The sequence below is a fragment of the Patescibacteria group bacterium genome (assembly GCA_041661505.1).
GTDB lineage: Bacteria > Patescibacteriota > Patescibacteriia > Patescibacteriales > JBAZCA01 > JBAZCA01.
This window is the reverse complement of sequence record JBAZUF010000001.1, coordinates 65,694-89,057: the sequence shown is the minus strand read 5'-3', so window position 1 is coordinate 89,057 and position 23,364 is coordinate 65,694. Positions and strand designations below refer to the sequence as shown.

Here is a 23,364-nt window from a genome sequence, read left to right as displayed (position 1 = left end):
TAATGTTTTAAAAAGCCTTTCCATATAATTTAGTCCGCGCCAGATAGCCGCTCCTTTCGGCCCTGCCAGACGCTTGTTTATCATTCCGCCCGCCGGCGGAAAGTTTTAACTGGTATATTATGCTATTGATAATAGATTAACTCGCCAAATCTTAAATCAATGTACTTCTTTTTCAGATATTCGTCCTTTAGCTTTTCCTTAATTAAAGAGAATAACCGGGTAAGCTGGCCGTCCATGCCGGCTTCAATGCTAAATAATATTTGAGGGCCGGAATTGACTAAGAGTTTTACTGTCTGGGCATCTTTGTCGATTACGAACTTTTCGATTTTTATTTCCTGGTCTTTATTGCTTTTTATTGCCGCGAAAAGGTTCCGGGTATAATCCAGCCGGCTTAATTCGTCGCCGATTTTCTTATTTTCAGCCAGCGGCTCTCCCTGGTTCTCAATTATCGGAAAATTATCGGTTTTTATGTTTAGCGGATCGGCTTCTTTTAAAATTACCCCTTTATCATCAATAAAATAATACTTGTCTCCCTCCTTCCAGACAAGAGAAAAATCTTTTTGATGGAATTCGATTTTTATCTTATGGAATAAACTCTTATTTATCATTAGCTGATCAAAAGCATAATCGGTTTTTAAGCTGTCGGCCAGGCGGTTTTTGTCAAAGATAAAAAGATTAGCTTCGGTAAAAAATAGAAAGCGCCGTTTTTTTGTCTCCTGCCAGGCTTTTTCCTCAATTGCCTTTTTTATTTCCTCGGGCTGGCCTTGGATTTCAAGGCTGTTTATTAAAAATAATTTGGAAAAAAATAAAATCCATATTAATCCCGCCATCAAAAATAATACTAAAAAAGAAATTATTTTTGCTTTTGCCGAAAGGCTGTTTCTTTTTTTCGGACGGTTGAAAAAAGGATTTCCGGACGCTTTTCGATAATATGGCTTTTTTACCCTTGATTTCGACCAGCTTGAGGCCATAAATTGGCTAACATTAGCTAAAATTAGTAATAAATTATAGTTTTTCGTTTCAAAAGCGCATTCGCCGACAGACCCTAAAAAGCTTTAATTGCTTCCTCTGAAATTTTCGCCGCCAGTGCGGCATAAACCTGATGCCTGCCCGGCCGGCTGATCTCGTAGCCTTTTATTTCTCCGCCAACACTTACTCTTATACTCTGTTTTTCCAGTTTAGCCACGCACTCTGTTACCTTGAAATCGGCATCGTCTCCAAAGCCGAAAAATATCTTTTTGCAATTTACCGCTTTAGAAATCTCAAAAATTTTCATATTATCGGAATTTAAGACGGCAACGGCGTTTTTCCGAAGGTGATTCAAAAGATATTCATATTCCTTGACCAGCTGGCCCATATTAGAAAAGCTTCCGATATATCTTTGGGTGATATCGGAAATAATGGCGATATGCGGCCGGATAATCGATAAAAGATACTTCATGTCTCCAGGCTTTGAGACGCCGAGCTCTAAAACCAGCACTTTGGGAAAGCGGGCGTCAAAAATCGCCAGGGGAGCCCTCAAAATTACGGAGAACCAAGCCTTGTAAGATCCGTACCCCGAAGGCAGGGAAAGGATGGCTACCGGCAAGCCGATTTCAGTATTAAATCCCCGTGCGTTGGAGCGGACTTCCCTTTCTTTGCTTAACTCCGAAGTAATTTGGCTTTTAATAATTGTTTTATTGGTACTGCCGGCAATGGCGATTATCGTCGGGCGATGGATGATTAATGCCAGCCGGGCGACAATTTTTAAGTAATACTTTAAGGCAATTTTCAAAGATGATTTCATAATCTTTTTGCCCTTCTGGCGCAAAATGGCCGGCCGGGACAGGCGAATTATTATTTTAGTTCGATTTTTTCGATTATAACATCTTCCAGCGGCCGGTCGCTTCTAGTCTCTAAATCCCCTATTTTTAAAACCGTGTCAAGGCCGTCAACGACATAACCGAAGTTCGTATGCTTGCCGTCAAGCCAGGGGGTGGAAGACGCGGTTACGATAAAAAATTGCGAACCATTGGTATTGGGGCCGGAATTGGCCATAGCCAGGCTGCCTTGGACGAGCTTATGGGGATTGATCTCATCCTGAAACTGGAAACCGGGACCGCCCTGGCCATCGTTTGTTGGATCATCATCCTTGGATAACGGATCGCCCCCCTGAATCATAAAATCCTTAATCACCCGGTGGAATTTTGTGCCGTCGTAAAAGTTCTTTTTGGCTAAATTCAGAAATACATTCACCGTAACCGGCGATTCCTGGCTATAAAATTTTACCGTGATATCGCCGAAGTTGGTTTTTATATCCGCTTGGCTGTAAACGGAAGTTAAATTTTCTAACTGGATTTTCCCGCCCGTATTGGCTTGTTCGTCCGCTGGCGCGTTTTCTCCTGCCAGGCCCTGTCCATCAGGGCTCTTGCCGGTAGGCGCCACTTTTGGCGTTAATCCGTTGCGGATGGCTTTAATCTTACCATTTACGTCCGAGCTGTCGAAACTGTTAATGCCTTCTTCTGCGTTTTTTTCGTCAATTAACGAATTTTTTTCGCCACGGCAGCCGGTTAAGGCAAGGGCGGAAATGACTATTGGGATTAAGAATTTTTTCATAAATATTTGTTATTTTACCCAAAATTCGCTTTTTAGTTCTTTATCTTCCTCCTCTTTTTTTTCTTCAATTTTTTCTTTAGCCCGGTCCCTTAATTGGCCTAAATCCAGCTTGTTTAATTCGGCCGCCCTTATTAGCAGGATGTCTTTTTTATTCTGTTTAGGATCTTCTATCACTTCAGCCAAAAGGACTTCCAAAATCGCCCCGATTTTCGGTCCGGGCTCAATTGCCAATAACTCCATTATATCATTGCCGCCGATTTTTAGCATCTTCGCGGAAATCGGATCTTTTTTCACTTTTTCCATCATGTATTCAAGGTGCCGCAGTTTATAGGGTTTGGCTTTGGGAACGCCTGAACCTAGGCGGTCAGCGATGCGCAAATCGATTAGATCTTTTAGGTTATCCGCTCCGACTTTTTTTACGAGGCGCCGGACCGAGGCTTCGGTTACTTCCCCGACATTATAATAAAACATGTGGTTGCGAACCAAGAGGGTAACTTTTTCCATTTCGGCATTGGAAAATTTAAGCCGCTCCATTATTTTTTTGGCGATTTTCGCGCCTAGAATATCGTGGTTATAGAAAGTGGAATAGCCTTTGCTCATGTCTTTGGTTTGCGGCTTGGCTATGTCGTGCAGGAGCGCGGCCAGCCGTACCCGCCAGTCTTTTCCCGGGCAAAATTTCAGGGCTAATACCGAATGCTTGAATACCGTATAAATGTGGTGCCGGTCCTGCTTGACCCCGACTCCCCTTTCCAGCTCGGGAATTATATATTGCAATAATTTCATTTCATGGAGTTTTATTATTCCTTCGTAAGGCTCGTCAGACGCTAAGATTTTAATCAGCTCATCGCGGATTCTTTCTTTAGAAATAAATTTTACCCCGCCTGCCAGTCTGACTATCGCCCTTTCGGTTTTAGGCTCAATCTCGAATCCTAACTCCGAAGAAAACCGGATCGCCCGCATCATTCGCAAAGCATCCTCCTTAAAACGGTCTGCCGGCTCCCCTACGGCCCGGATAATCTTTTTTTCGATATCTTTTTTTCCGCCGAAGAGGTCGATAATTTCCGTTTTTTTGCCTTTGAGGGACATAGCCATGGCATTAATCGTAAAATCCCGGCGCTCCAGATCTTTGTCCAATTTTTCTTCGAAAACCACTTGGTCCGGATGGCGCCGGTCCGAATAGCCTTGTTCGCTTCTGTAAGTCGTAATTTCGACTACGTCAATTACCTCTTCCCCGTCTCTAATCGGCAATAAAACCGTTCCGAATGAATTTTCATATTTTCCGCCGGAAAAAATTTTTTGGATTTGCTCGGGCCGGGCGTTGGTGGTAACGTCAAAATCTTTTGGCGCTTTTTCCATTATCAAATCTCGCACGCATCCGCCGACAATATAGCCTTCAAAGCCTGCTTTTTCCAAAACATCTAAAATTTCCCTGATGTATTTAGGAATTTTCATGCATTAATTATACAAGATTAATTATGCGAAGTCAAAAAAGCGCCGAATCTAAGCGGATTTAGGCGCAGTATAATGTCTTATAGCAAAGCCGGCCTAAACATTAAGGATTGTATGTTTTTCCTGATAGGTAGTTTTTCAGCGTGAGCCGCGTTCTATTTGATTACTTTATGGATTTTAAAGGTTTTAGTATGCCGAAAGCGATTACTCCTCCGGCTATGGCTGTCGCGAGTTGCGGCCAGCTCATCATCTGGACAACCTTAACAGCCAGCTCCTGCTTAAGTAAAAGCTTGGAAATAAATCCAGTGGACAGGATTAGAAAAACCCATTTTAGCGCGGCGCCGGCCGCGAGGCCAATCCAGAATCCTGATTTAGCCTGTTCAAATTTTTTGTACAAGAATTCTATGGTGAAAATAAGAATGCAATTACTAATCATTATGAATGGCACGACCGGAGCTAAGACTGCCGGCAATAGTCCGCCCGCCAAGGCCATGAGGCTCGGGATTAATGCCAGCGTGATAGCGCTCCGGATGCCACAGAGAAAAAGGGCAATTATCAATATGGCGTTAACGATCGGTCCGGTTAAAAATTGGACATGGATAAAAAACGGCAAGAAAGTGGCAATGCTTCCCAAGACTAAAAACTGTATCGCCGCGTGAACATTTACTAATTCTAAAGTTTTTTCTTTTAAATAGTCCATAAAATAAAATTTACTATTTAACCTTTGATATATAACAAAGTTTCGCGACCGCGTATTTATGTTTAGCCGCTTCTTTTGCGAATTTTTCGAGTTCCTTTTTTTCACCCTGGACGACAAGGGTAATTAATCCCGAACAGCCTTTCACGCACTTAGGCGAAAGATGGATGCCGAGACGGGCGCGTACCAGATGGCCGAACTTAGTAATAACATTATTTATTTCCGGCGCGTTCACTTCCCTCTCTGACACCAAAATGTTTAATGTTCCCAAATATTCGTTAATCATATGCTTATGAACGTTTAATATACTTGGTATATAAAACCTGGGAATTTAATTTTCCCTGGGTTTTTAGCCATTTTAAAATTTCTAAAACCCCTTTATTTTCATGGGCTTTTCGCAGGGGGGCATTTTTATCGATGCCATATAGCGCGTCAGCGCGCTTTTTCCTTATTTCCGGCGTGGTTGGGATAGGCTGGCCGCCGCCGCCAATACACCCTCCCGGACAGGCCATAACCTCTATATAGTCATAATTATTTAGTCTTTTTATGATCGGGTCAATATTTCCGATGCCGTTTACCACCGCGATGCGCAGGTTCTTATTACCGATTTTCACTTTGGCTTCCTTTATTCCGGCCATGCCCCGGGCTTCTTTAAAGTCTAATCTATTATCGCAGATTTTATTTCCTTTGCAGATAAGCGATGCGGCCGTTCGCAAGGCTGATTCCATAACTCCTCCGGAAGCTCCGTATATGGAGCCGGCTGAATCGCCTCCAGATGCCGGAGTTGAAACTTCGGACGGTTTTAATTTTCCCAGTTCAATTTTCTTCCTTTTTAAAAGCCAGGCGAATTCGCGGGTGGTAAGGACGTAATCAACCGGAGCCAGCCCGTTAATTTTTAACTCCACCCGGCGCGACTCGAATTTTTTGGCCGTACAGGGCATTATCGATACGGTAACGATTTTTTTCGGGTCAATTTTTTGGTTTTGGGCCCAAAAAGTTTTTATGGCTCCGGCTAAATGGACATGCGGGGAACGGGCGGTTGTTAAGTTAGGCAATATTTCCGGATGATAAAACTCGGCATACTTCACCCAGCCAGGACAGCAGGAAGTAATCATCGGCAGATTTTTTTTACCGTTTATCCGCTCTATAAGTTCCGCGGCTTCAACAACTGTCGTCATATCCGCTCCGAAGATTACGTCAAATACGTAATCAAATCCGAGATTTTTTAAGGCTGATACTAACTGGCCGGTAACTACTTTGCCGTGCGGCAAGCCGAATTCTTCCCCGATGCTTACCCTTATGGAGGGGGCAAACATGGCCACTAAAATTTTATCTCCCCGGTTAGCTAAAAGCTTATCGATTTCTTCCCAGCTGGTTTGTTCTTGGGCGGAAGCTACCGGACAGTGCAGGGCACATTGGCCGCAATATATGCAATCGATATAAGTATTTTTGGCCGGTACGATTTCCTGGTTAATTCCTTTTCCCTGGATCTCCAAGTAGTTAATTTTTTGCAAGAGGGAGCAGGCGTCAACGCAGTTCCGGCAGTCAACGCACTGGGAGCCGTCAATTTCCACCGCGTTGGCGAATTTATAGGTTTTTCTCTTCCCTTTCCGGTCGGAAAAGCGGGCAATTTCAATTTTATATTTTTCAGCGTAGTTTAGAAGGCGGCAGTTAGTATTCCGGATGCAAGTCGGGCATTTTTCTATATGCTCGGCAAAGATAAGCTCAAGATTAAAATTGCGCGCCTTTTTAACCCGCGGGCTGTCAGTCGTTATCGACATGCCTTCTTCGGGTTTTATTGAACAGGAAGTAGCCAGTTTTTGCCGGCCTTTTATCTCAACCACGCAAACCCGGCAATTGGCTTTAGGCGGGAAATCCGGGTGGCCGCAAAGGCCGGGAATTTCTATTCCGTTGTCGCGCGCCACCTGCCAGATAGTAATATCCGGCGAACATTTGATCTTTTTCCCGTTTATTTTAATATTTACCAGTTTATTCATAATCGGCATGAGTGAGTCCGCACGCTGGCAGCGTGCGGAAGAGCGAGTTATACTATGTTATTATAAATGATTATTCGGAAAAGCACTCGCAAACGGCTTTAACCTGTTCCCCGGAAAAGCCGCTGTCTTTGCCGGAAATCAGAGGAAAAACATTTTTAAAATATCCGGTAATAGCAATCGGCGCCGCGCAGCCGAGTCCGCAAAAAGAGGCTTCGGATAAATTATCCAAAAGTTCCCTCGCAATCTCCCAGTTCGGATTTTCGTTTTGGAGCTCAAGTTTTAAGCGGTAAGTTCCTTCCCGGCAAGGGGTGCATTTGCCGCAGGATTCCATTTGAAAAAAATTCGCCCAGCCCCTTATAAGCTCAATCGGATCATGCCTCTCCAGGCTAAAGATGGAAATTGACCCCGAGCCCTGGACCGGACTATTTAACTGGTTTGAGTTTAAGATTATGCCGCTCGCCCCTCCTCCTACTTGTACAAAAAATTTGTACAAGGGCCAGCGCCCGGAAGCCTTCAAAATTTTTTTTACGCTCCAGTCTTCGGGAAATAAAAAGACCTCCTTTTTTACGAAATTTTTTAGGCGGATGACTGTCCCCAGGTAAGATTTGGGAAAGTGTTCGGTTATGGTTATAAAGCGGTTTGGTTCGTAGCTAGCAAGGAGGAGCCGCCCGACGTTATAAAATGTTTCTACGTTGTTGGTAAGCGTGGGCTGGCCGAACAAGCCTTTACTGAAAGGGAAAGGCGGCTTTAGCCGGGGCTCAATTTTCTTGCCTTCAATGGCGTTTAGAATTGCCGATTCTTCGCCTCCAATGTAGCCCGCCTTATGCGGCTTTTCCAAGACTTCAATTGCATAATCTCCGATAATTTTTTCAAGCCGCGGCGCTATCTCCCGGTAGTATTGGGAATTTAGATATATATATCCCTGCCTGGCGCCTAAAAAATCAACGGCCGCCATCATTCCTTTAAGGACGGTTTCGGGAAATTTTTTTAAAATATGCCGGTCTTTTTTTACGTCCGGCTCGCCTTCGGAAGCATTGCAGATTACATAGCATTTTCTCTCCTTGACCGGCTTTTTTAAGAGTTCATTATAAACGGCCGACCATTTTTCCCAGACCGGAAAACAAGCCCCTCCCCGGCCTATAAGCCCGGCTTTTTTTATCTTCTGCAGAATATTTTTTTCCATAGTTTAAATGAGTAGGAGAAAGAGGCAGTTAATGCCAAAAGCCGATAATATCGGAGTAGGTTTGCCGGTAATTAAACCAGGCCTTTTTTAGAAATATAGTCGCACAAGTCGGCCATACGGCAAGAATATCCCCATTCGTTATCGTACCAGGCGACGACTTTTAGCATATCGCCGTCTACCACCTTGGTGAGCGCCAAATCGACTATGGCGCTATGAGGGTTTTCAAGCATATCGCTTGAAACGACCGGATCGCTGGTTACGTCAATTATGTTTTTGTATTTATTTTCCTTAACAGCTTTTTTAAAGGCATTATTTACTTCTTCCTCGGTTACTTTTTTGGAAGTTATAAAAACCATGTCTGAAATTGAGACTACCGGAGTAGGGACGCGGATAGCCATACCGTCAAACTTGCCTTTTAATTCCGGAATAGCTTTGGCTACGGCCCGGGCCGCTCCGGTTGTAGTCGGAATCATGTTTATGGCGGCCGAACGGGCTCTTCTTAGGTCTTTATGGGGGTTATCGATTAAATTCTGGTCCGAAGTATAGGCGTGGATGGTAGTCATGATCGCTTTAACTATGCCGAAATTATTTTTAATTACATTAGTGCATGGCGCCAGGCAATTGGTAGTGCAGGAGGCCATGGAAATTATCTCATCTTCCTTATTAAGCTCCTCTTCGTTTACGCCCAGTACGATATTTTTTATCGCATCATCTTTAGCCGGCGCGGAAATTATCACTTTTTTGGCCCCGGCTTTCAAATGCCCTCCGGCGCCGGCCATGTCGCGGAATATGCCGGTCGATTCGATAACTATATCGACTTTTAATTTTTCCCAGGGGAGGTTGGACGGCTCCCTCTCGGAGATTAGCGGATATTCCTTTTTGTCGACTATCAGGCTATTTTCGGTATAGCTTACATCTTTACAGTATACCCCGTAACAGCTGTCATAGCGAAAAAGATGGGCGGTAGTCTTCGGATCGGTTAAATTATTGATGGCAACGATGTTAATATGCGGATGCCGTTTTAGAATGGCCTTAAAGACTGCCCGGCCGATCCGGCCAAAGCCGTTAATAGCTACATTAATGTTTCCCTTTTTAGAAGGCATAAGCTTATATTTTTATTTTAGCCAAAGTAACGAAAGTTTTTTACCCGGCTTGATTTGTAAATAAGTGAAATATAAATATTTTATAGAATTATAGCATAGAATTTTAAGCAAGTAAAACCATTTTTTTCTGCATTTTTGTCGTAATTTTCAGCTTCAAGCCGGAGGAAATGTAAAAATTAATTTCACTTCGGACGCCGAACCGATTTTTAAGATAAACCCCCGGTTCGATAGTATAGGGGATGTCTGGTTTAAGCGGCCGATGATTGTCGGTTCTTAGGCCTTTATAGCTTCCGTGCGGATGGTTTAAGCCGAGGCTGTGGCCGGTGGTGTGGATGAATCGCTTGCCATGGCCCGCCTGCTTAATGGTGTCTCTGGCGGCCAAGTCGGCTTGCCTGCCGGTCGGCAGCTTCCCTTTCCTAAGGCTGGCCGCGATATGCTTTATCGCCATGTCCCTGGCTCCAATCACCAGATTATAAACTTTCATAATTTCTTCGGGCGCTTTTTTCCCATAATAAGCCATCCAGGTGATATCGGAAAAAATCGAGCCCTTTTTTTCAAGGCGGGCCCAAATGTCGATCATGATAAGCGAGTTGGGTTGGAGGCGCCTTGAAGATCGCTTGGCAGGATAATAATGAACATTGGACGTGCTCTTTCCGAACGCTACTATCGGCGTCCGGCTTTTGTCAGTTTTTAGATTATAATGGTTAAATCTTTCTAAAATAAATCTTTGCACTTCGTATTCGGTACAGTTTTTATTTTTTTCAATATATTGAAACGCCTCTTTAACAATTTTTTCCAGAAATATGCAAGCTTTTTCGTGCGATTTAATTTGATGCCTTTTGTATCCCATATTGTCTAAATTTATTCTTAGGCTGGTCATTTAGATTCCCCGAGATGCTAATGGACATAACTGGCCGCGTTTACGTCAAAAGTGCCGCCGGTCGCGTGGTCAGCCAGTCCGCTCGCTAAAAAAGCTGCCAGCGGAGCGATGTCTTTTGGTTCGGTAAGCCGGTCTAAGGCGATTCCGCCAAGAATCTGGTCTTCGCCATACTCTTCAATCGATTCCCGGGTCGCTTCGGTCCGGACCCAGCCCGGAGCTATTATAAATGATTTAATGCCGTCTTTTCCGAAATCTCGGGCAATTGAGCGGCTTAAGGCCACCATTCCGCCTTTGGAGGCGGCGTATGCGAGAAATTCAGGCGTATCTCCGCGGAAGGCCGCCCGGGAAGCGATATTGATTATTCTTCCCCCGCCCTTTTTTTTGAAATGTAAAACCGCCAGCCGTGAAAGGATGCCGGCAGATCTTAAATTAATCGCCATGGTTCGGTCCCATTTTTCCACCCAGTCTTTGTCATCCAGCCCGGCCATAATCATCGCGCCGGCGTTATTTACTAAAACGTCAAGCGAGCCAAAATCTTTTATAACGTTTTCGAAAAGTTTTTCGCATTCGGCGGGAGATTCGAGCCCGGCCTGGAAAGTTTTTGCGCCGTTTCCGATTGACCGGGCTACCAAAGAAGCCTCTTTTTCCGCGCTGTAAAAATGGACCGCGACTTTGGCGCCCGCTCCTCCAATCGTTTCGGCAATAGCCTTCCCTATTCCCCGACTGGCGCCGGTTACGAGAATATTTTTTCCTTTCAAATCAATTTGCATAAGATTTTATTTTTTATTATATTTTTTTAACCCAATAGCTTTTTTATATAGGAAACGGACAAAGTGGAAAGGATAAATCCTAGCGTCGGAACCAGGGTGTTCAATTTCATTTTCCAGAGATTGGAAGTCGCTCATAAAAAAATCTTCTTTAGAACTAATTTTTTATACTTGCCTCTTTAATATACTTGCGAACATCTTCGTCGTATAAAAATTGGATGGTAAAATAAGGATCGCCGGCGTTCTCGGGGAATAATTGATCATAAAATTCAGGTTTTACGTCGTCCAGGGTATATCTTTTTAGCGCCTCTTTAAAAAACGACAGGTTCATTTCATTATTCCTCCCAACAATGTATCTTAACCCGAGTTTTCTGGCCAGATCCGGAAGAGTGTTTAAATAAAAGTCCTGGCCTATGCCTTGGTGCGTTTCTCCGTCAAAGTCTTCAATGCGCGCCGCTTCTTTATTGCCCGGATGGATGAGAAAATCACAAGCCATAAAAATTCTGTCATCTAATTGAAGATCTCCTCTGTTAATCTTGGAACTGAACTTAGCATGCAGACGATCGACTCCTTCTGGCGCCCTGGGGAGAGATTTTTTATTTTCCAAGGCAGTTTTAATATCCTTTTGCCACGCGTTCCAGGCTTTAAAATTGGTCAGCTCTTCGGGAAAGTCCCTTTCCACGACCATAACAGAAATACAGCCGGGCTCACTGGGCATTTGAAGCACCCGGACATTTTTTTTATCGGCGGCAATTTCAAAAATCCGCTGGGGCGCCAAGGCAATTAACGAATCGTTTGATAAGGCTTTTTTTGATTGTCCCGACAAGACTGCCGATAATTCGGCTATTTCCTTTTTGTCGTTGTTTCGCTGTCTTGGCTGAAAATCATCAATTTTTTCACGCGCCGTTCTCATAATTATTATTTTCTTAGAAATTCAATTGATTTTATCGCGTCCTCTTCCGGAAGCTCGATTATCATCGGCGCGTCCGGGCAATGCTTTTTTTTCAATTTAAAGAAATTTTTCCAGTCAACCACTCCGCTCCCCATCGGAATGTGCGCTTGTTCGACTTTCATGCCGTTTTGGATTTGTATTTGCATGTCGTGGAGATGGATAATTTTTATGTCCGCGCCTAGGGTTTTTAGCCAGGCGGAAAGAGGGTATTTTTTATTGAGATGGGCGTTGGCGGACGCATGCCCGACGTCAAGGGTAAATCCGGTCTGCCTCAATATCTTTTTTAGCGGCCAACCGGTTGACCGGGCGGCGTTTTTCGCGATCATATTCCTGGTTTTTATTAGATGCTCCGGCCGCGAGCTCAAAAGTTCCCGAAAAAAATGCTTGTATGGCTTGTAATGCAAGTTTTCAATGGTTATGGTTTTGCCAGACTTGATGCCGGCTATGAACAATTCAAAGAGGTCATTCTTTACGTTTTTGCCCTCTTCGGTATTTTTCCAATTGCCTTTTTTATCCAAAACCAGATCGGCGTCTTTCCATCCCAGATGCACGGTTACCAGTCTTATATTGGAAGGAGTTTTTTCTTTAACGATTCTAATCAGCTCATCTTTTCTTTGCATCAAACCGTTTTCCTCATACCTTAAATTCGGCAAATGAAGAGTGGCTGGAGAGCCGAAATATTTTATCCCGGCGTTTATTTTTTTCATGTCAGAAATTGATTTCGGCTTAAACTGCATCGGGATTCCGGCGGTGTTAAAAATATCAATTGCTTCATCCAAAGGCATCCTGAAAATCCCAATCCCAACGCCGGGACAGCATTTTTTCAGAGCATTAATATTTAAACAAAGGCGCTTATGTCTACCTTCCATATTTATTTTGGTTGAACATCCGATAATTTAGGATAGCCGATTGTCTGGGCTAAAATAATTTTTTGGTTTGGCTTTAAACCCATAACTTTCGCGAGTTCTTCCCTCGGAATTATGATCCTGACAGCCGCGCCCAACCCTTCGGAAGCGCAATACAAATGAACGTTTTCTGACTGGTGCCCGGCTTCAACGCGGGCGTACGATATTTTATTTTCTTCCGGCTCCTGGCGGGGCATCTTTTCCATCTTATCAAAATCAGCGGCAAAAATTAAATTTAGTGGAGCGCTAAAAGCGAATTCATGGACGGCGGTTAATTTCCTAAAATCCCCTTTGGCAACCGGTTTTAATTCATGCGCCGGAGCATCGTAAAAATAAATACCGTCCGGCAATATAGCGTACACTTCGGTCATTTGCTTATTGCAGGCCGACGGAGCGGTGCGTTTGCCGTCTTCCCTGTTTACTCCGTTAGCCGCCCAAAGGATTTCAGACAAATGCTCCAAAGACAATTCATCGGGCTTTAAATCCCGGATGGTACGCCTTAAATTTAGCGCTTCCATTAGCGGCAAGCCTTTTTTTAAATCGGGTTTTATAAGTTTTATCGCGTCCATTTTTATTTTATGAATTTTTATAATACTTTTTCAGCCAAAGTTTTTTTACATACGATATGGATAAAGTGGAAAGCACGAAGCCTAAAGTCGGAACAATTGCGTTTATAAAAGGCCTCGGCACCTTAACCGTTAGAAAAAATATCACGATAACCAGATAGGTCAGGAAGGCAACAAGCATACGGCGGGTCCAGCTTGTCTCCCAGGCTTTGTCCGCCTCAACCCTCGCGTTTCTGTCTTTTATTTTTTCTACCTCTGTTTTCAGCTCCTCCATATTTCAATTTATTGATAAATATTTTTCCACTGCCTCTACATCTCCGACGTGGTGCTCATGACCTTCGGCGATCAATAGCTTTTTATAATCGGCAAGATCACGCGGATTAACAACCGGAATATCCAGGCCAAAAACTTTTAATATCCGCGAGCTTTTTAAGTTAGCCGGGCAAGGCACCCAGATATTATTTACCTCATCGTAAATTTTCATGTTCTCGGCGCCATCCAAATCAATAATCTGTCCGTGGTAATCGAGCACCATAAGCTTCGCGTCCCATTTTTTGTCTTGGAAATGCCCAAGCTCCTGAATAATAAAATCTTTAACCCGAGGCACGATTTCTTCCATCCGGTCTTCCGGAACGTCGATATCAATATCGTTGACCGGGCGGGCCGCTCCGTAAATATGCGCCGCGAAACCGCCGGAAATCTGATAAGGTATATTCAACTCTTCCAAAATTCCGGTAATCCACTTTAAGGCGTTTTTAAGTTTGTTTTCCATGTTTTTAGGTTTTGGGAGGAGGCGAACTTGTTGTTGTCCGCCTCCTTTAGCTTCGGTGCCGAAACCCTGCCCCAAGGCCTAGCTCAATTCGGCGCGGTCGGGATGAATTTTGTCGGGCATTTGGGGAACAAAGGGACGTGTGAATCTCCTTGGATCGGCGAAATGCGTAGTGCAGTTGTCGCATTCGCAATAGTTGATCAGATGTTCGTCGGCTTTTGACACGGCTTTGGTCCGAGTTCCGTCTTTCATAACGAAACTGTAACTGCCCGAGAAACAGAGCAGGCAGCAAAAACCGTCGAAGATTTTTACCAAAAACAGATCGGTAAACTCCCATTCCTTCATGAGATTTCCTCCTTACCCGGTCCCTTTTTGAGCTTTTCGGGACCATTGGCGATTATAGCTATCTGCTCGTCGAGCAGGTCGCCGTTTTTAGGCCCGATTCCGATAATGTCTCCCACGGTAGCGGTGTTTGAGCCAACACTACTAAACGGGCCGTCCTCACCATCAAGTTCAATTCGTTTTGCTCTTCGTGGCATAATCGTCTCCTTGTGCTTTTAGCTTAGAATGAGCAATAAAATATATTCTTTATTTAATCACCTGTGTTATTCTATTAATACTCTCCTCCTTCCCTAATACTTCGGCGACATCAAAGGGCGGGGGCGAGGCCTTGCGGCCGGTTAAAGCGACGCGCATGGGCCATAAATATTCGCCCATACTGCCGTTTTTCGCCTGTATATGCGATTTTACCGCGTCTTCAATCGAATCATTGGTCCAATTATCTTCGGGGATGCGTCCTAAAACCTCAATTATCTCCTGCAGATTTTGTTTCACCTGATCAATAGTCATTTTTTTCCAAACCAAAAGTTCCGGATCGTATTCGGGCTTATCAACAAACAAAAATTCAGTAAGCTCGCCGATCTCGGACAGTTTTTTCAGTCTTTCCTGCTCAAGAGAAATAACGGCTTTAATGAAAGACTTGGATTTTTTTTTGGGATTGGATGTTTTTTTTAAATTTTCTTCTAAATACGGCAGGCACAGTTTATAAATTTCATCCAAAGATTTATGGCGGATATAATAGCCGTTAAAGTAATCCAGTTTTTCAATATCAAAAATCGCCGGGCTGGTGCCCATGTCTTCAATCCTGAATTTTTCGATAATCTGGGCGAGGGTTAGAATTTCTTCGTCGCCCTTGGGATGCCAGCCTTGCAGGATGCTGAAGTTAATTAAAGCTTCGGGCAGATACCCTTTAGCTTTGTAATCCTCGACCGCGACATCGCCCTGGCGCTTACTTAATTTTCCGCCGCCTTTATTTAAAGTGAGCGCCATGTGAATAAATTTAGGCGCGATCCAGCCAAAGGCCTGGTAGAGTAAAATATTTTTTGGAAAAGACGGAATCCATTCTTCGCCGCGAAGAACGTGCGAAATTTCCATCAGGTGGTCGTCAACCACGCTGGCGAACTGATAAGTCGGAATTCCGTCGGATTTTATTAAAACGTGATCTTCCAGCTCGCTATTATTAAATCCAATGTCGCCCCGCAATTCATCATGGACAACAGTTTTTCCGTCCAGAGGCATTTTTTGGCGGAGGACAAATTTTTCTCCGGACGCGATTTTTTTCGCGGCTTCATCCTTTGAAAGTTCCCGGCAATGGCGGTCGTAGTGCGGCGGTTCTTTTCTTGACTGCTGGTCGCGCCGCATCTGGTCCAGTCTTTCCGGTGAGCAAAAACAAGGGTAAGCGCCGCCTTTTTCCAAAAGTTCTTCGGCGTGTTTTTTATAAATATCGAGTCTTTGGGTTTGGATGTACGGCGCGAACGGGCCTCCGATTTCAGGACCCTCATCGAATTTTATTCCGATCCAGTCAAAAACCCGGAGTAAACTTTCAACGGCGCCCGGCACCTCCCTTTTTTGGTCAGTGTCTTCAATGCGGATTATCATCTTGCCGCCGTAATGCTTGGCGATGACATAATCAAAAAGCGCAGTGCGTAAATTGCCGATATGTAAAAAGCCGGTGGGAGATGGAGCGATTCTGACCCTTATGTTGGACATAAATTATATTTTAGGCAAGTTTTTATAAGTATTTTTGTCTCGAATCCTTATCGTATCAATTATTACTTCGCTATAATCAAAATGATAAATAATCCTGAACCTTTTGGCTTTAACTCTGAAGAGACAGCTGTTGGCTATTTTTTTGATATTCAGTTTTTTTGTTCGGCCGGACACTGAAAGAGCGATAACCTCCTCTACCGCCTCCCTTTCCCTTTTTGAGATTTTGTTCAGAAGTTTTTCAACTTCATCCATTCAGTTTTTGTAAAATTTTTAAAATTTCCCGGGCCGGAATACCCTTGCCCTTGTTATCTCTTATCGCGTCAAAAATAACCTGCTCATTCTTTCTGGGTTTTGGAATCTTGGTTAAATCCAGCGGCTGAATCGTTAGACTGTTGCCTTGGCACTCTAAGATAAACTGATTGGTTTTAAATTTTCTTCGCCATTTTATCGGCAAAGTTATTTGTCCTTTGGAAGTTGTTTTTACCACGGTAGGCATAAATTTTTGGTTTAAGAATAAAAGTAAGAAATTCTTACTTTCTTACATTATCATACTGACGAACAACTTGTCAATTAATTGCAATTAACAAAATTATTATATTCTTTTTCAACAAAATCTTTTATGGATTGTTTAAATTTTTCTCCGGAAAATTTTTCGGCGTAGGCGCGGATTTCAGCCGAATCGTATTTAGCTGGATCAAATTTTTCTATTGCCTCAATAACTTGTTCGGGTGTTTCTTCGCGGAAAAATTCCCCGGTCTTCCCCTTAATAACGCTTTCGCAGGCGCCGCCCTGCTTTAAGGCAATGACCGGCCGGCCCGAGGCCATAGCTTCCATTATGGTTATGCCGAAATCTTCGACCTGGGGATTGATAAAGGCCTGGCATTCGGCAAAAAGCTTGGCTCTTTCTTCGTCGGAAACGCGGCCCATGAATTCAATATTTTGCGCCTCGCCGGCGATTTTTTTTAAGCGCGGCAAATCAATTCCATCACCGAAAATTTTCAATTTATATGGAGCACCTAGCTTTTTGAAAGCTTCAATAACGATGTCAATTCTTTTATATGGAACCAACCGACAGCCGCACAAAAAGTAATCGCCGACTTTATCACTGGCGTGGAATTTTTCAATTTCCGTAGGCGGATAAATAACTACGCTTTCACGCTGGTAATATTTTTTTATCCGGCGGGCGACGACTTTGGAATTGGCGATAAATACGTCTACCCGGTCGGCGGCCAGCCGGTCCCACATCCTTACGTTATTCAAAACCATGGAGATGATTTTTTTGAAAAATTTATTGTACTTTAATTCATTAATATACTGGTGCGTATCCGACCATAAATATCGGGTGGGAGTATGGCAATAACAAATATGCAAAGTTTCCGGGCCGGTAATTACTCCCTTGGCGAATGAAGCGGTATCGGAAAGAACCACGTCAAAACCGCGCAAATCGAAAAACTCGATCGCCATCGGCATGAACGGCATGTACCACTGGTAATGTTTAACCCCGCCGGGCATTTTTTGGATAATCGAAGCTTCTACCCGCCGGCCGGGATAATATTTATCAATATTCTTTTTATTGTAAAGCAAAGTATAAATCGGCGCGTCCGGATAAATTTCCGAAAACGCTTTTAGGACTTTTTCCGCTCCGCCGTCCTGGGCGAGATGGTCATGAATTAACGCGACTTTCATTGTTTTAGATTTTTTAAGTGTTTAACATCGCCCTCCAGCTCTATCTTATGTTTCCCATTCTCATGGAATTGAACAATGGTGAGGCTGGCGTTATCAGGGTCCTTTATGCCATATTGGTTGCGAGGGATATTTATTAAATACCTTAAAATCGCCTTTTTTGTTCCGCCGTGAGTGGATAGCAATACGGTTTTATCTTTGTGTTTTTTATAGATTTTTTCCAGAAATTTTTCTACTCTTATATAGTGATCCTGTCTCGATTCGCCGCCGGGAATCCGGTAGTCCGGATTATGGCTGGAAACATTGTTTTGGGCAAGATATTCATAATAAATTTGCTCGAACTTATTTTGAAAAATTCCATAATGTCTTTCTCTTAGTTCTTTGACATATTTCACCAGGCACTTCTGAAATTTCATTATTTCTTTGGTGGTTTGTTTGGCCCGCCTAAGATCAGAGGAATATATGAGGTCAAAGTTAACGACACCTAATCTTTTTGCTATCAACTTAGCTTGTTTTTCGCCTTTTTTGTTCAGCGGCGTATTAACCTGGCCCTGAATAATTTTCTTAGTATTGTAATCTGTCTCGCCATGCCTGACAATATATAATTTCATAATTTTTATTCCGCCTTTCTCGGCCGGACTACGGCAAAAGGCGTCCTTAAAAGAATGGACATATCAAGAAGTAAAGACCAGTTTTCAATATAATATGTATCCAATTTAACTTCATCTTCAAAATTCAAATCGCTCCGGCCAGAAATCTGGGCCAGTCCGGAAATGCCGGGCTTGATGGTCAAAACTTTTTTATGGTGCAGTTCGTATTTGGCTACTTCTTCGGGAAGATGCGGGCGCGGGCCGACCAGGCTCATATCGCCTTTTAAGACCAAAAACAATTCAGGCAATTCATCAATGCTGGTCCTTCGTATAAATTTCCCGATTCGGGTTATTCGCGGGTCGTCTTTTATTTTTACCAGCGGTTCGCCTTTGCGAATGTTTTTTTCCGCTAATTCCTTATAACGCATTTCATCAGTGCCCGGTATCATTGACCGAAATTTTATATATTTGAATAATCTGCCCCCCTGGCCCACCCGAAAAAGCCGGGAACCGTCATCTCGTCGCGAGAAAAAAATCGGCCCGTGCGAATCGATTTTTATTAGAACAGCGGTAATGGCGAGAATGGGCGAAAGGATGATTATTAAGATTGATGAAACCGCAACATCGAAAAATCTTTTGACAATCCTTCCCCAGCCTTCTAAAGGAGTCTTTATAACTTCAACAATCGGAACTCCGGAAATATCCGTAACCTCGGTTTTTAAGACTTTAGCTCCTAAAAGGTCGGCTGCGTATTTAAAAGTAAGATGGTGTTCGCTGGCAAAATCATAAAGGCGGATAATTTCGGCTTTGGATAAATTCGGATCGCTTTGGAGAATTTCGTCAACTTCGCCGGTTTTCAAAAATTCCTCCAATTCCTGCGCTTCGGCTATAGAAAAGCCCCGTAGGCGCTTAGCCACGCCGTAGCCCAGTTTTTTATTAGAGCAAAAGTCGTGGACTAAAATTTCAGTAGTTTTTGAATTTCCGACTATAGCCAATTTATGGACGCCGATTCCGAAATTGTGAAGATAATTTTGGACGCCGCGGATAAAGCCCCGGGCTAAGGTGATATAGACGACGGCAAAAATCCAGCCGGCTAAAACGATGAAGCGCGAGTCAAAAAGCTCGCGGCGGACGAAAATCAAAACGACTATCAGCATTAATCCGGTCGAGCAGGCTAAAACCACGCGGTAAAATTCTCGGGCAAACCGGCGTTTCGATTTAATCCGGTAAAGTCCGGCCAAAGCAAAAATCACGAGCCAGGATAAACCGATGGGAATTAAAATTTTTAAATAATCGTTTACCGTCAAATTAAAAATAACCGGCCTTATTTCCGTAAAAAAACGGGCAAACCGGATATAGTAAGCCGAAAGGCCGGCTAAAATAATCATTATAAAATCGAGAGGAACGAGAAGGAATGAAAAGAAGAGTTCGGAGCGCTTCATAATAATTACTAGAAGATAATTATTTAGAATGATTTAGGATCTTCGAGAGTAAATTCCACTAATTCCAGGGCAAGCTATAAGCCGGATTCTGTCCTCCTTTTCTTCAATGCGAAGCTAAGGATGGATAGCCATTTATCTAGCCCCGCGGTTGCCCGCGGGATCAAGCGAACTACTTTTTACCCCGCTCAAAATATGGGCGAGGCTTTGTTCTTGCTCCAGGCAGGGTTTGCCATCCGCGGCTGTTACCAGCCGGGAATACTTGTAGCTTAAAGTTATATGGATATCCGGTATAACCAAAAACACCAAGCAGCTTTTCACCTTTCACCGCGAAGCGATTACCTTAAGCGAGACTAAAGCGCAATCAAAAGGCCCTAAAGCCCTTCGGTACGTTTTTTTCACTCAAGGTAAACGCCCCGCGGTTAGTATTGTCTCTGTGGCCCTGCTTTCTTAATGTGAATTAAGGAAGCAGGATCTTGCCCGCAGTACGGGCAAGACACTTTCCCTTATCCGTCCGATTACCGGGCGGATAGGTGGGCGTTACCCACTGCCGCTATCATCCCGCCTGCAAAACGCGGACGGGACGGGAGTCCGGACTTTCCTCTCCGCCCCGCAGATGCGGGGCGGAGCGACTATCCGCTTACCCTGGAATTAGTAAAATTTAAAGAACTTTTATCTCCAAAATTCTGGACACTACTTTAAAATTAGCTAAAAAATTTTGGTTATTTAGCTTGTCTTTATATTAGCTTATTTTTTACCAAAAGTCAATTTACCGCTAATTGGCCAATTCAGCTAACTTTATTAAGAATTTTCATAAAAAAATTAGGCCAGAACATCCTAATAAAACGGATGGTCTGGCCCTGGAGTTGTGAAAAATTTAAAAGAACTGGAGCGGATTTGAATCGCCACGCCTCCCTTAGACTATGGCGAAAACCCCGTTGTTCTCCATTAACTGGAGAGTTCCGTCGGACCGTGTCAAGTTGCCTGGGCTACTGGCGCATGGCACGGCAACGAAGAATGGCCCAACGGGGCATGGCACGAAGGAGTCTCGGGACTGGGCTGGCATGTTGCGGCCGCCCCTATTCCGAGAATTTTGCGTTCAACTTCGGTAATTTTAATCATCGGATTTTCTCCTTCCAAACTGGTACTGCTGTCCAGTAAAACCGCCCGCTCCAGTAAAACCTGAACAGCTTTCCCCATGTTAGTGGGCATATAACTGCCAACCCCGGGGATATGATTTAAACATATTATTAAAATAAGGACCTGTCAAACGGAATTTTGACGGATTATTGCAGATTTACCCTGGCATTTGCACAATCGTTAAACCTTAGCCAAATTTGAATTTTATTGAAGAAATAGATGTAATTTGCCAGGACTAGGCGACGTATATTATAATAGAATGAGTGAGGAAAATTTTTGTTCGCAAATTATTATCTGAACATTTGAATAAACTGGAATTATGCGTAAAAAAATAATAAACCGCGCCGCTTGGCTTTTTTTGTTTATGGCCGTTTCAATGGCGCAAAGCCTTTATTTTTCGCCGGAGGCTTTGGCGCAAACCATTGACTCCAACTTTAACCCAAACTACATAATAAGCGATTTGGAAATTTTGGATTCTAACTCAATGGATCAGGACGATATCCAGGAGTTTTTACTTTTGAAGGGAAGCTTTTTGGCCGGCTATAAGGTGAATAGCTGTACATCGGACGACTTATTAAACGCCGCCGCCTGTTCCGGCCCGGCTATGACCGCCGCGCAAATCATATATGACCGGGCAATTGCCAACAGCATTAATCCGAAATTTTTGCTGGTGCTTTTGCAAAAAGAGCAGGGGCTGATTGAGGACAGCTCGCCGTCCCAATCACAGCTTGATTGGGCAACCGGCTACGGCTGTCCGGATAATTCCAGCCCTAATCCGAGGTGGAAAGGGCTTTGGAAGCAAATAAATTCCGCCTCATTGCAATTTCGCGACTACCTAGACAATCCCCAGCTTTATACTTACAAAGCCGGCGTGACTTATACCTTCACCAACCCCTACGGAACCGTTTCCAATGAGCCGATGAGCGTTACGCCGGCCAATCAGGCGACCGCCGCCCTCTATAATTACACGCCGCATGTTTTTAACGGCAATTACAATTTTTACAAATTGTGGCTTAAGTATTTTGTAAGGAACTATCCCGACGGATCGCTTCTGCAAGTATCCGGCGAAAGCGTCGTTTGGCTGATTAAAAGCGGAAATAAACGGCCTTTTACCAGCCGGGGCGCCTTAACCTCCCGATATGACATCAATAAAGTTATTATGGTAGCCAAGTCCGACATCGATAAATACCCGGCCGGCGATCCGATTAAATTCTCCCAATATTCTTTAGTCCGCTCGCCCAAAGGTACTGTTTACCTTTTGGTTGACGATACCCGCCGCGGTTTTGCCTCAAGAGAAGCTTTAAGGAAGACCGGGATAAACCCTGAAGAAATAATCGACGTGACTTTTAATGATTTAGCGCCTTTTCGCGAGATCGCGCCGATTACCGCGACTTCGACTTACGCGACCGGCGCGCTTTTGCAGGACCCGAAGACCGGCGGAGTTTTTTACGTAATCGACAATACTAAAGCGCCGATTTGGGACCGGATATTTTTAACGACCAAATTCAAAACCAAAACAATCCAAAGAGCCGCCAAAGGCGAATTGGATAAATACCAGACAGCCGCGCCGGTTAAATTCGACGACGGAGAACTCTTAAAATCATCTTCCTCGCCGGGCGTGTATTTGATTTCGAACGGCCTGCGACGGGCCTTTACATCCGGGGAAGTATTTGAAAAAATGGGATATAAGTGGAATAATGTAATAACCGCCTCGCAGAAAGTGCTTGATCTTTATCCGGATGGCGAATTAATCAGCCAGGTTAATAATTAAATATGTCATTAGTTTTTTCATCAATCGTTCCCCACCCGCCGTTAATCATCCCTTCGGTCGGAAAAGAAAACGCCGCCTTGTTAAAAAAAACTTCCGAGAGCTATAAGAAGCTTGAGGAAGATTTGTACGCCTCCCAGCCGGAGACGCTTATTATAATTTCGCCTCATGGCTGTATCCAGGAGAATTCTTTTTCGTTAAACCAAAGCCCGGAATTTACCGCTAATATGGAAGGCTTCGGCGATTTTTCGACCAAACTCACGGTCTCGGGAAATATAATGCTGGCCCATAAAATCCGCGAACGCCTGGAAACAAAGGCGCCGCTCCAGATGATTTCGGAAGAGAAACTGGACTATGGGGCTTCTGTTCCGCTTCTCCAGCTTGTTCCCCATTTGCCGAAAATTAAAATAATACCCATTTATTACTCGGGCCAAAATTTGGAAGCCAATTATCTTTTTGGCCGGCTTTTGAAAAAAGAGATTCTGCGCACCAAGGAACGGGTGGCGGTAGTTGCTTCGGGAGATTTGTCGCACCGGCTTTCCAAAAATTCCCCGGCTGGCTACTCGCCTAAAGGAAAAAAATTCGACAAAGAATTAATTGAATTGCTTTTAACCGGAAAAACCCAAGAGATAATAAAAATGGATGAAAAATTCATCCATGAAGCCTGCGAGTGCGGACTGAAATCCATCGCTATTTTATTAGGGATCCTTGACGGAATGAAATGCCGCCCGATTGAGCTTTCTTATGAATCCCCTTTCGGCATCGGGTATCTTGCAATGCAATTTAAATTCTAGCCGGGCATATTTCACCTTCCCCCCTAAAAAAATAAAAG

At 43.8% G+C, this 23,364-nt stretch carries 27 protein-coding genes and 1 other RNA gene; 2 read left to right on the top strand and 26 right to left on the bottom strand.

Annotation, left to right across the window (positions count from 1 at the left end; all coding sequences use genetic code 11):
* Positions 1-122: 122 nt before the first annotated feature.
* The 26 genes from WC715_00545 to WC715_00420 all read right to left on the bottom strand — a co-directional run bounded on the left by WC715_00545 (position 123) and on the right by WC715_00420 (position 20,836).
* Positions 123-971, bottom strand: coding sequence for a cell division protein FtsQ/DivIB (locus tag WC715_00545; protein MFA6170939.1), 849 nt, complete (start codon positions 969-971; stop codon positions 123-125).
* 74 nt (positions 972-1,045) lie between these two features.
* Positions 1,046-1,786, bottom strand: a complete 741-nt coding sequence (locus tag WC715_00540; GenBank protein MFA6170938.1) for a Mur ligase family protein — start codon at positions 1,784-1,786, stop codon at positions 1,046-1,048.
* A 50-nt stretch (positions 1,787-1,836) separates the two neighbouring features.
* Positions 1,837-2,595: a peptidylprolyl isomerase gene (locus tag WC715_00535; GenBank protein MFA6170937.1), complete on the bottom strand. Its 759-nt coding sequence runs from the start codon at positions 2,593-2,595 to the stop codon at positions 1,837-1,839.
* A gap of 9 nt (positions 2,596-2,604) precedes the next feature.
* Complete coding sequence (locus WC715_00530; protein MFA6170936.1) at positions 2,605-4,047, bottom strand: CCA tRNA nucleotidyltransferase; 1,443 nt, start codon at positions 4,045-4,047, stop codon at positions 2,605-2,607.
* A gap of 160 nt (positions 4,048-4,207) precedes the next feature.
* The gene (locus WC715_00525) at positions 4,208-4,744 is read right to left on the bottom strand and encodes an ECF transporter S component (GenBank protein MFA6170935.1); all 537 of its coding nucleotides are present in this window, start codon (positions 4,742-4,744) and stop codon (positions 4,208-4,210) included.
* A gap of 13 nt (positions 4,745-4,757) precedes the next feature.
* Positions 4,758-5,027, bottom strand: a complete 270-nt coding sequence (locus tag WC715_00520) for a hypothetical protein (protein MFA6170934.1) — start codon at positions 5,025-5,027, stop codon at positions 4,758-4,760.
* Between the two features lie 4 nt (positions 5,028-5,031).
* Positions 5,032-6,738, bottom strand: a complete 1,707-nt coding sequence (locus WC715_00515) for a [FeFe] hydrogenase, group A (protein MFA6170933.1) — start codon at positions 6,736-6,738, stop codon at positions 5,032-5,034.
* A gap of 70 nt (positions 6,739-6,808) precedes the next feature.
* A complete protein-coding gene (locus WC715_00510; GenBank protein ID MFA6170932.1) occupies positions 6,809-7,921 on the bottom strand; it encodes an NADH-ubiquinone oxidoreductase-F iron-sulfur binding region domain-containing protein in 1,113 nt (370 codons plus the stop codon).
* Between the two features lie 71 nt (positions 7,922-7,992).
* Entirely contained in the window at positions 7,993-9,024 is a 1,032-nt protein-coding gene (gap, locus tag WC715_00505) for a type I glyceraldehyde-3-phosphate dehydrogenase (GenBank protein ID MFA6170931.1), read from the bottom strand.
* A 103-nt stretch (positions 9,025-9,127) separates the two neighbouring features.
* Positions 9,128-9,874 carry a M24 family metallopeptidase gene (locus WC715_00500; GenBank protein MFA6170930.1) on the bottom strand — a complete coding sequence of 249 codons (747 nt, stop codon included), beginning with the start codon at positions 9,872-9,874 and terminating at the stop codon, positions 9,128-9,130.
* Positions 9,875-9,921: 47 nt separating this feature from the next.
* A complete protein-coding gene (locus WC715_00495; protein MFA6170929.1) occupies positions 9,922-10,674 on the bottom strand; it encodes an SDR family oxidoreductase in 753 nt (250 codons plus the stop codon).
* A gap of 154 nt (positions 10,675-10,828) precedes the next feature.
* A complete protein-coding gene (locus WC715_00490; GenBank protein MFA6170928.1) occupies positions 10,829-11,584 on the bottom strand; it encodes a hypothetical protein in 756 nt (251 codons plus the stop codon).
* Between the two features lie 5 nt (positions 11,585-11,589).
* A complete protein-coding gene (locus tag WC715_00485) occupies positions 11,590-12,492 on the bottom strand; it encodes a sugar phosphate isomerase/epimerase (GenBank protein ID MFA6170927.1) in 903 nt (300 codons plus the stop codon).
* 2 nt (positions 12,493-12,494) lie between these two features.
* Positions 12,495-13,097, bottom strand: coding sequence for a SagB/ThcOx family dehydrogenase (locus tag WC715_00480; protein ID MFA6170926.1), 603 nt, complete (start codon positions 13,095-13,097; stop codon positions 12,495-12,497).
* Positions 13,098-13,104: 7 nt separating this feature from the next.
* Entirely contained in the window at positions 13,105-13,368 is a 264-nt protein-coding gene (locus tag WC715_00475; GenBank protein ID MFA6170925.1) for a hypothetical protein, read from the bottom strand.
* A gap of 3 nt (positions 13,369-13,371) precedes the next feature.
* On the bottom strand, positions 13,372-13,866 hold the full coding sequence (locus tag WC715_00470) for a hypothetical protein (protein ID MFA6170924.1): 495 nt from the start codon (positions 13,864-13,866) through the stop codon (positions 13,372-13,374).
* Between the two features lie 78 nt (positions 13,867-13,944).
* Positions 13,945-14,208: a hypothetical protein gene (locus WC715_00465; GenBank protein MFA6170923.1), complete on the bottom strand. Its 264-nt coding sequence runs from the start codon at positions 14,206-14,208 to the stop codon at positions 13,945-13,947.
* The gene (locus tag WC715_00460; GenBank protein MFA6170922.1) at positions 14,205-14,402 is read right to left on the bottom strand and encodes a hypothetical protein; all 198 of its coding nucleotides are present in this window, start codon (positions 14,400-14,402) and stop codon (positions 14,205-14,207) included. The genes WC715_00465 and WC715_00460 overlap by 4 nt, the downstream gene beginning before the upstream one ends.
* 49 nt (positions 14,403-14,451) lie before the next feature.
* Positions 14,452-15,912, bottom strand: coding sequence for a glutamate--tRNA ligase (gene gltX, locus WC715_00455; GenBank protein ID MFA6170921.1), 1,461 nt, complete (start codon positions 15,910-15,912; stop codon positions 14,452-14,454).
* Between the two features lie 3 nt (positions 15,913-15,915).
* Positions 15,916-16,164: a hypothetical protein gene (locus tag WC715_00450; GenBank protein ID MFA6170920.1), complete on the bottom strand. Its 249-nt coding sequence runs from the start codon at positions 16,162-16,164 to the stop codon at positions 15,916-15,918.
* Positions 16,157-16,408, bottom strand: a complete 252-nt coding sequence (locus WC715_00445) for a hypothetical protein (protein MFA6170919.1) — start codon at positions 16,406-16,408, stop codon at positions 16,157-16,159. The genes WC715_00450 and WC715_00445 overlap by 8 nt, the downstream gene beginning before the upstream one ends.
* 74 nt (positions 16,409-16,482) lie before the next feature.
* On the bottom strand, positions 16,483-17,598 hold the full coding sequence (locus tag WC715_00440; protein ID MFA6170918.1) for a glycosyltransferase: 1,116 nt from the start codon (positions 17,596-17,598) through the stop codon (positions 16,483-16,485).
* Positions 17,595-18,206 (bottom strand): histidine phosphatase family protein, encoded by a 612-nt coding sequence (locus WC715_00435; GenBank protein ID MFA6170917.1) that lies wholly within the window; start codon positions 18,204-18,206, stop codon positions 17,595-17,597. The genes WC715_00440 and WC715_00435 overlap by 4 nt, the downstream gene beginning before the upstream one ends.
* A 5-nt stretch (positions 18,207-18,211) precedes the next feature.
* Positions 18,212-19,627: a sugar transferase gene (locus WC715_00430; GenBank protein MFA6170916.1), complete on the bottom strand. Its 1,416-nt coding sequence runs from the start codon at positions 19,625-19,627 to the stop codon at positions 18,212-18,214.
* Between the two features lie 61 nt (positions 19,628-19,688).
* An RNA gene (gene rnpB, locus WC715_00425) (RNase P RNA component class A) lies at positions 19,689-20,272 on the bottom strand.
* 327 nt (positions 20,273-20,599) lie between these two features.
* Complete coding sequence (locus WC715_00420) at positions 20,600-20,836, bottom strand: hypothetical protein (GenBank protein MFA6170915.1); 237 nt, start codon at positions 20,834-20,836, stop codon at positions 20,600-20,602.
* Between the two features lie 247 nt (positions 20,837-21,083).
* Between WC715_00420 and WC715_00415 the strand changes: the two genes are divergently transcribed.
* The gene (locus tag WC715_00415) at positions 21,084-22,535 is read left to right on the top strand and encodes a hypothetical protein (protein MFA6170914.1); all 1,452 of its coding nucleotides are present in this window, start codon (positions 21,084-21,086) and stop codon (positions 22,533-22,535) included.
* 2 nt (positions 22,536-22,537) lie between these two features.
* Complete coding sequence (gene amrB, locus WC715_00410) at positions 22,538-23,326, top strand: AmmeMemoRadiSam system protein B (protein MFA6170913.1); 789 nt, start codon at positions 22,538-22,540, stop codon at positions 23,324-23,326.
* Positions 23,327-23,364 lie beyond the last annotated feature (38 nt).

Excerpts from the sequence above, each read along its gene's own strand:
- WC715_00545 (MFA6170939.1), bottom strand. The coding sequence starts at position 971 with ATGGCCTCAAGCTGGTCGAAATCAAGGGTAAAAAAGCCATATTATCGA.
- WC715_00540 (MFA6170938.1), bottom strand. The coding sequence starts at position 1,786 with ATGAAATCATCTTTGAAAATTGCCTTAAAGTATTACTTAAAAATTGTC.
- WC715_00535 (MFA6170937.1), bottom strand. The coding sequence starts at position 2,595 with ATGAAAAAATTCTTAATCCCAATAGTCATTTCCGCCCTTGCCTTAACC.
- WC715_00530 (MFA6170936.1), bottom strand. The coding sequence starts at position 4,047 with ATGAAAATTCCTAAATACATCAGGGAAATTTTAGATGTTTTGGAAAAA.
- WC715_00525 (MFA6170935.1), bottom strand. The coding sequence starts at position 4,744 with ATGGACTATTTAAAAGAAAAAACTTTAGAATTAGTAAATGTTCACGCG.
- WC715_00520 (MFA6170934.1), bottom strand. The coding sequence starts at position 5,027 with ATGATTAACGAATATTTGGGAACATTAAACATTTTGGTGTCAGAGAGG.
- WC715_00515 (MFA6170933.1), bottom strand. The coding sequence starts at position 6,738 with ATGAATAAACTGGTAAATATTAAAATAAACGGGAAAAAGATCAAATGT.
- WC715_00510 (MFA6170932.1), bottom strand. The coding sequence starts at position 7,921 with ATGGAAAAAAATATTCTGCAGAAGATAAAAAAAGCCGGGCTTATAGGC.
- gap (MFA6170931.1), bottom strand. The coding sequence starts at position 9,024 with ATGCCTTCTAAAAAGGGAAACATTAATGTAGCTATTAACGGCTTTGGC.
- WC715_00500 (MFA6170930.1), bottom strand. The coding sequence starts at position 9,874 with ATGGGATACAAAAGGCATCAAATTAAATCGCACGAAAAAGCTTGCATA.
- WC715_00495 (MFA6170929.1), bottom strand. The coding sequence starts at position 10,674 with ATGCAAATTGATTTGAAAGGAAAAAATATTCTCGTAACCGGCGCCAGT.
- WC715_00490 (MFA6170928.1), bottom strand. The coding sequence starts at position 11,584 with ATGAGAACGGCGCGTGAAAAAATTGATGATTTTCAGCCAAGACAGCGA.
- WC715_00485 (MFA6170927.1), bottom strand. The coding sequence starts at position 12,492 with ATGGAAGGTAGACATAAGCGCCTTTGTTTAAATATTAATGCTCTGAAA.
- WC715_00480 (MFA6170926.1), bottom strand. The coding sequence starts at position 13,097 with ATGGACGCGATAAAACTTATAAAACCCGATTTAAAAAAAGGCTTGCCG.
- WC715_00475 (MFA6170925.1), bottom strand. The coding sequence starts at position 13,368 with ATGGAGGAGCTGAAAACAGAGGTAGAAAAAATAAAAGACAGAAACGCG.
- WC715_00470 (MFA6170924.1), bottom strand. The coding sequence starts at position 13,866 with ATGGAAAACAAACTTAAAAACGCCTTAAAGTGGATTACCGGAATTTTG.
- WC715_00465 (MFA6170923.1), bottom strand. The coding sequence starts at position 14,208 with ATGAAGGAATGGGAGTTTACCGATCTGTTTTTGGTAAAAATCTTCGAC.
- WC715_00460 (MFA6170922.1), bottom strand. The coding sequence starts at position 14,402 with ATGCCACGAAGAGCAAAACGAATTGAACTTGATGGTGAGGACGGCCCG.
- gltX (MFA6170921.1), bottom strand. The coding sequence starts at position 15,912 with ATGTCCAACATAAGGGTCAGAATCGCTCCATCTCCCACCGGCTTTTTA.
- WC715_00450 (MFA6170920.1), bottom strand. The coding sequence starts at position 16,164 with ATGGATGAAGTTGAAAAACTTCTGAACAAAATCTCAAAAAGGGAAAGG.
- WC715_00445 (MFA6170919.1), bottom strand. The coding sequence starts at position 16,408 with ATGCCTACCGTGGTAAAAACAACTTCCAAAGGACAAATAACTTTGCCG.
- WC715_00440 (MFA6170918.1), bottom strand. The coding sequence starts at position 17,598 with ATGAAAGTCGCGTTAATTCATGACCATCTCGCCCAGGACGGCGGAGCG.
- WC715_00435 (MFA6170917.1), bottom strand. The coding sequence starts at position 18,206 with ATGAAATTATATATTGTCAGGCATGGCGAGACAGATTACAATACTAAG.
- WC715_00430 (MFA6170916.1), bottom strand. The coding sequence starts at position 19,627 with ATGAAGCGCTCCGAACTCTTCTTTTCATTCCTTCTCGTTCCTCTCGAT.
- WC715_00420 (MFA6170915.1), bottom strand. The coding sequence starts at position 20,836 with ATGCCCACTAACATGGGGAAAGCTGTTCAGGTTTTACTGGAGCGGGCG.
- WC715_00415 (MFA6170914.1), top strand. The coding sequence starts at position 21,084 with ATGCGTAAAAAAATAATAAACCGCGCCGCTTGGCTTTTTTTGTTTATG.
- amrB (MFA6170913.1), top strand. The coding sequence starts at position 22,538 with ATGTCATTAGTTTTTTCATCAATCGTTCCCCACCCGCCGTTAATCATC.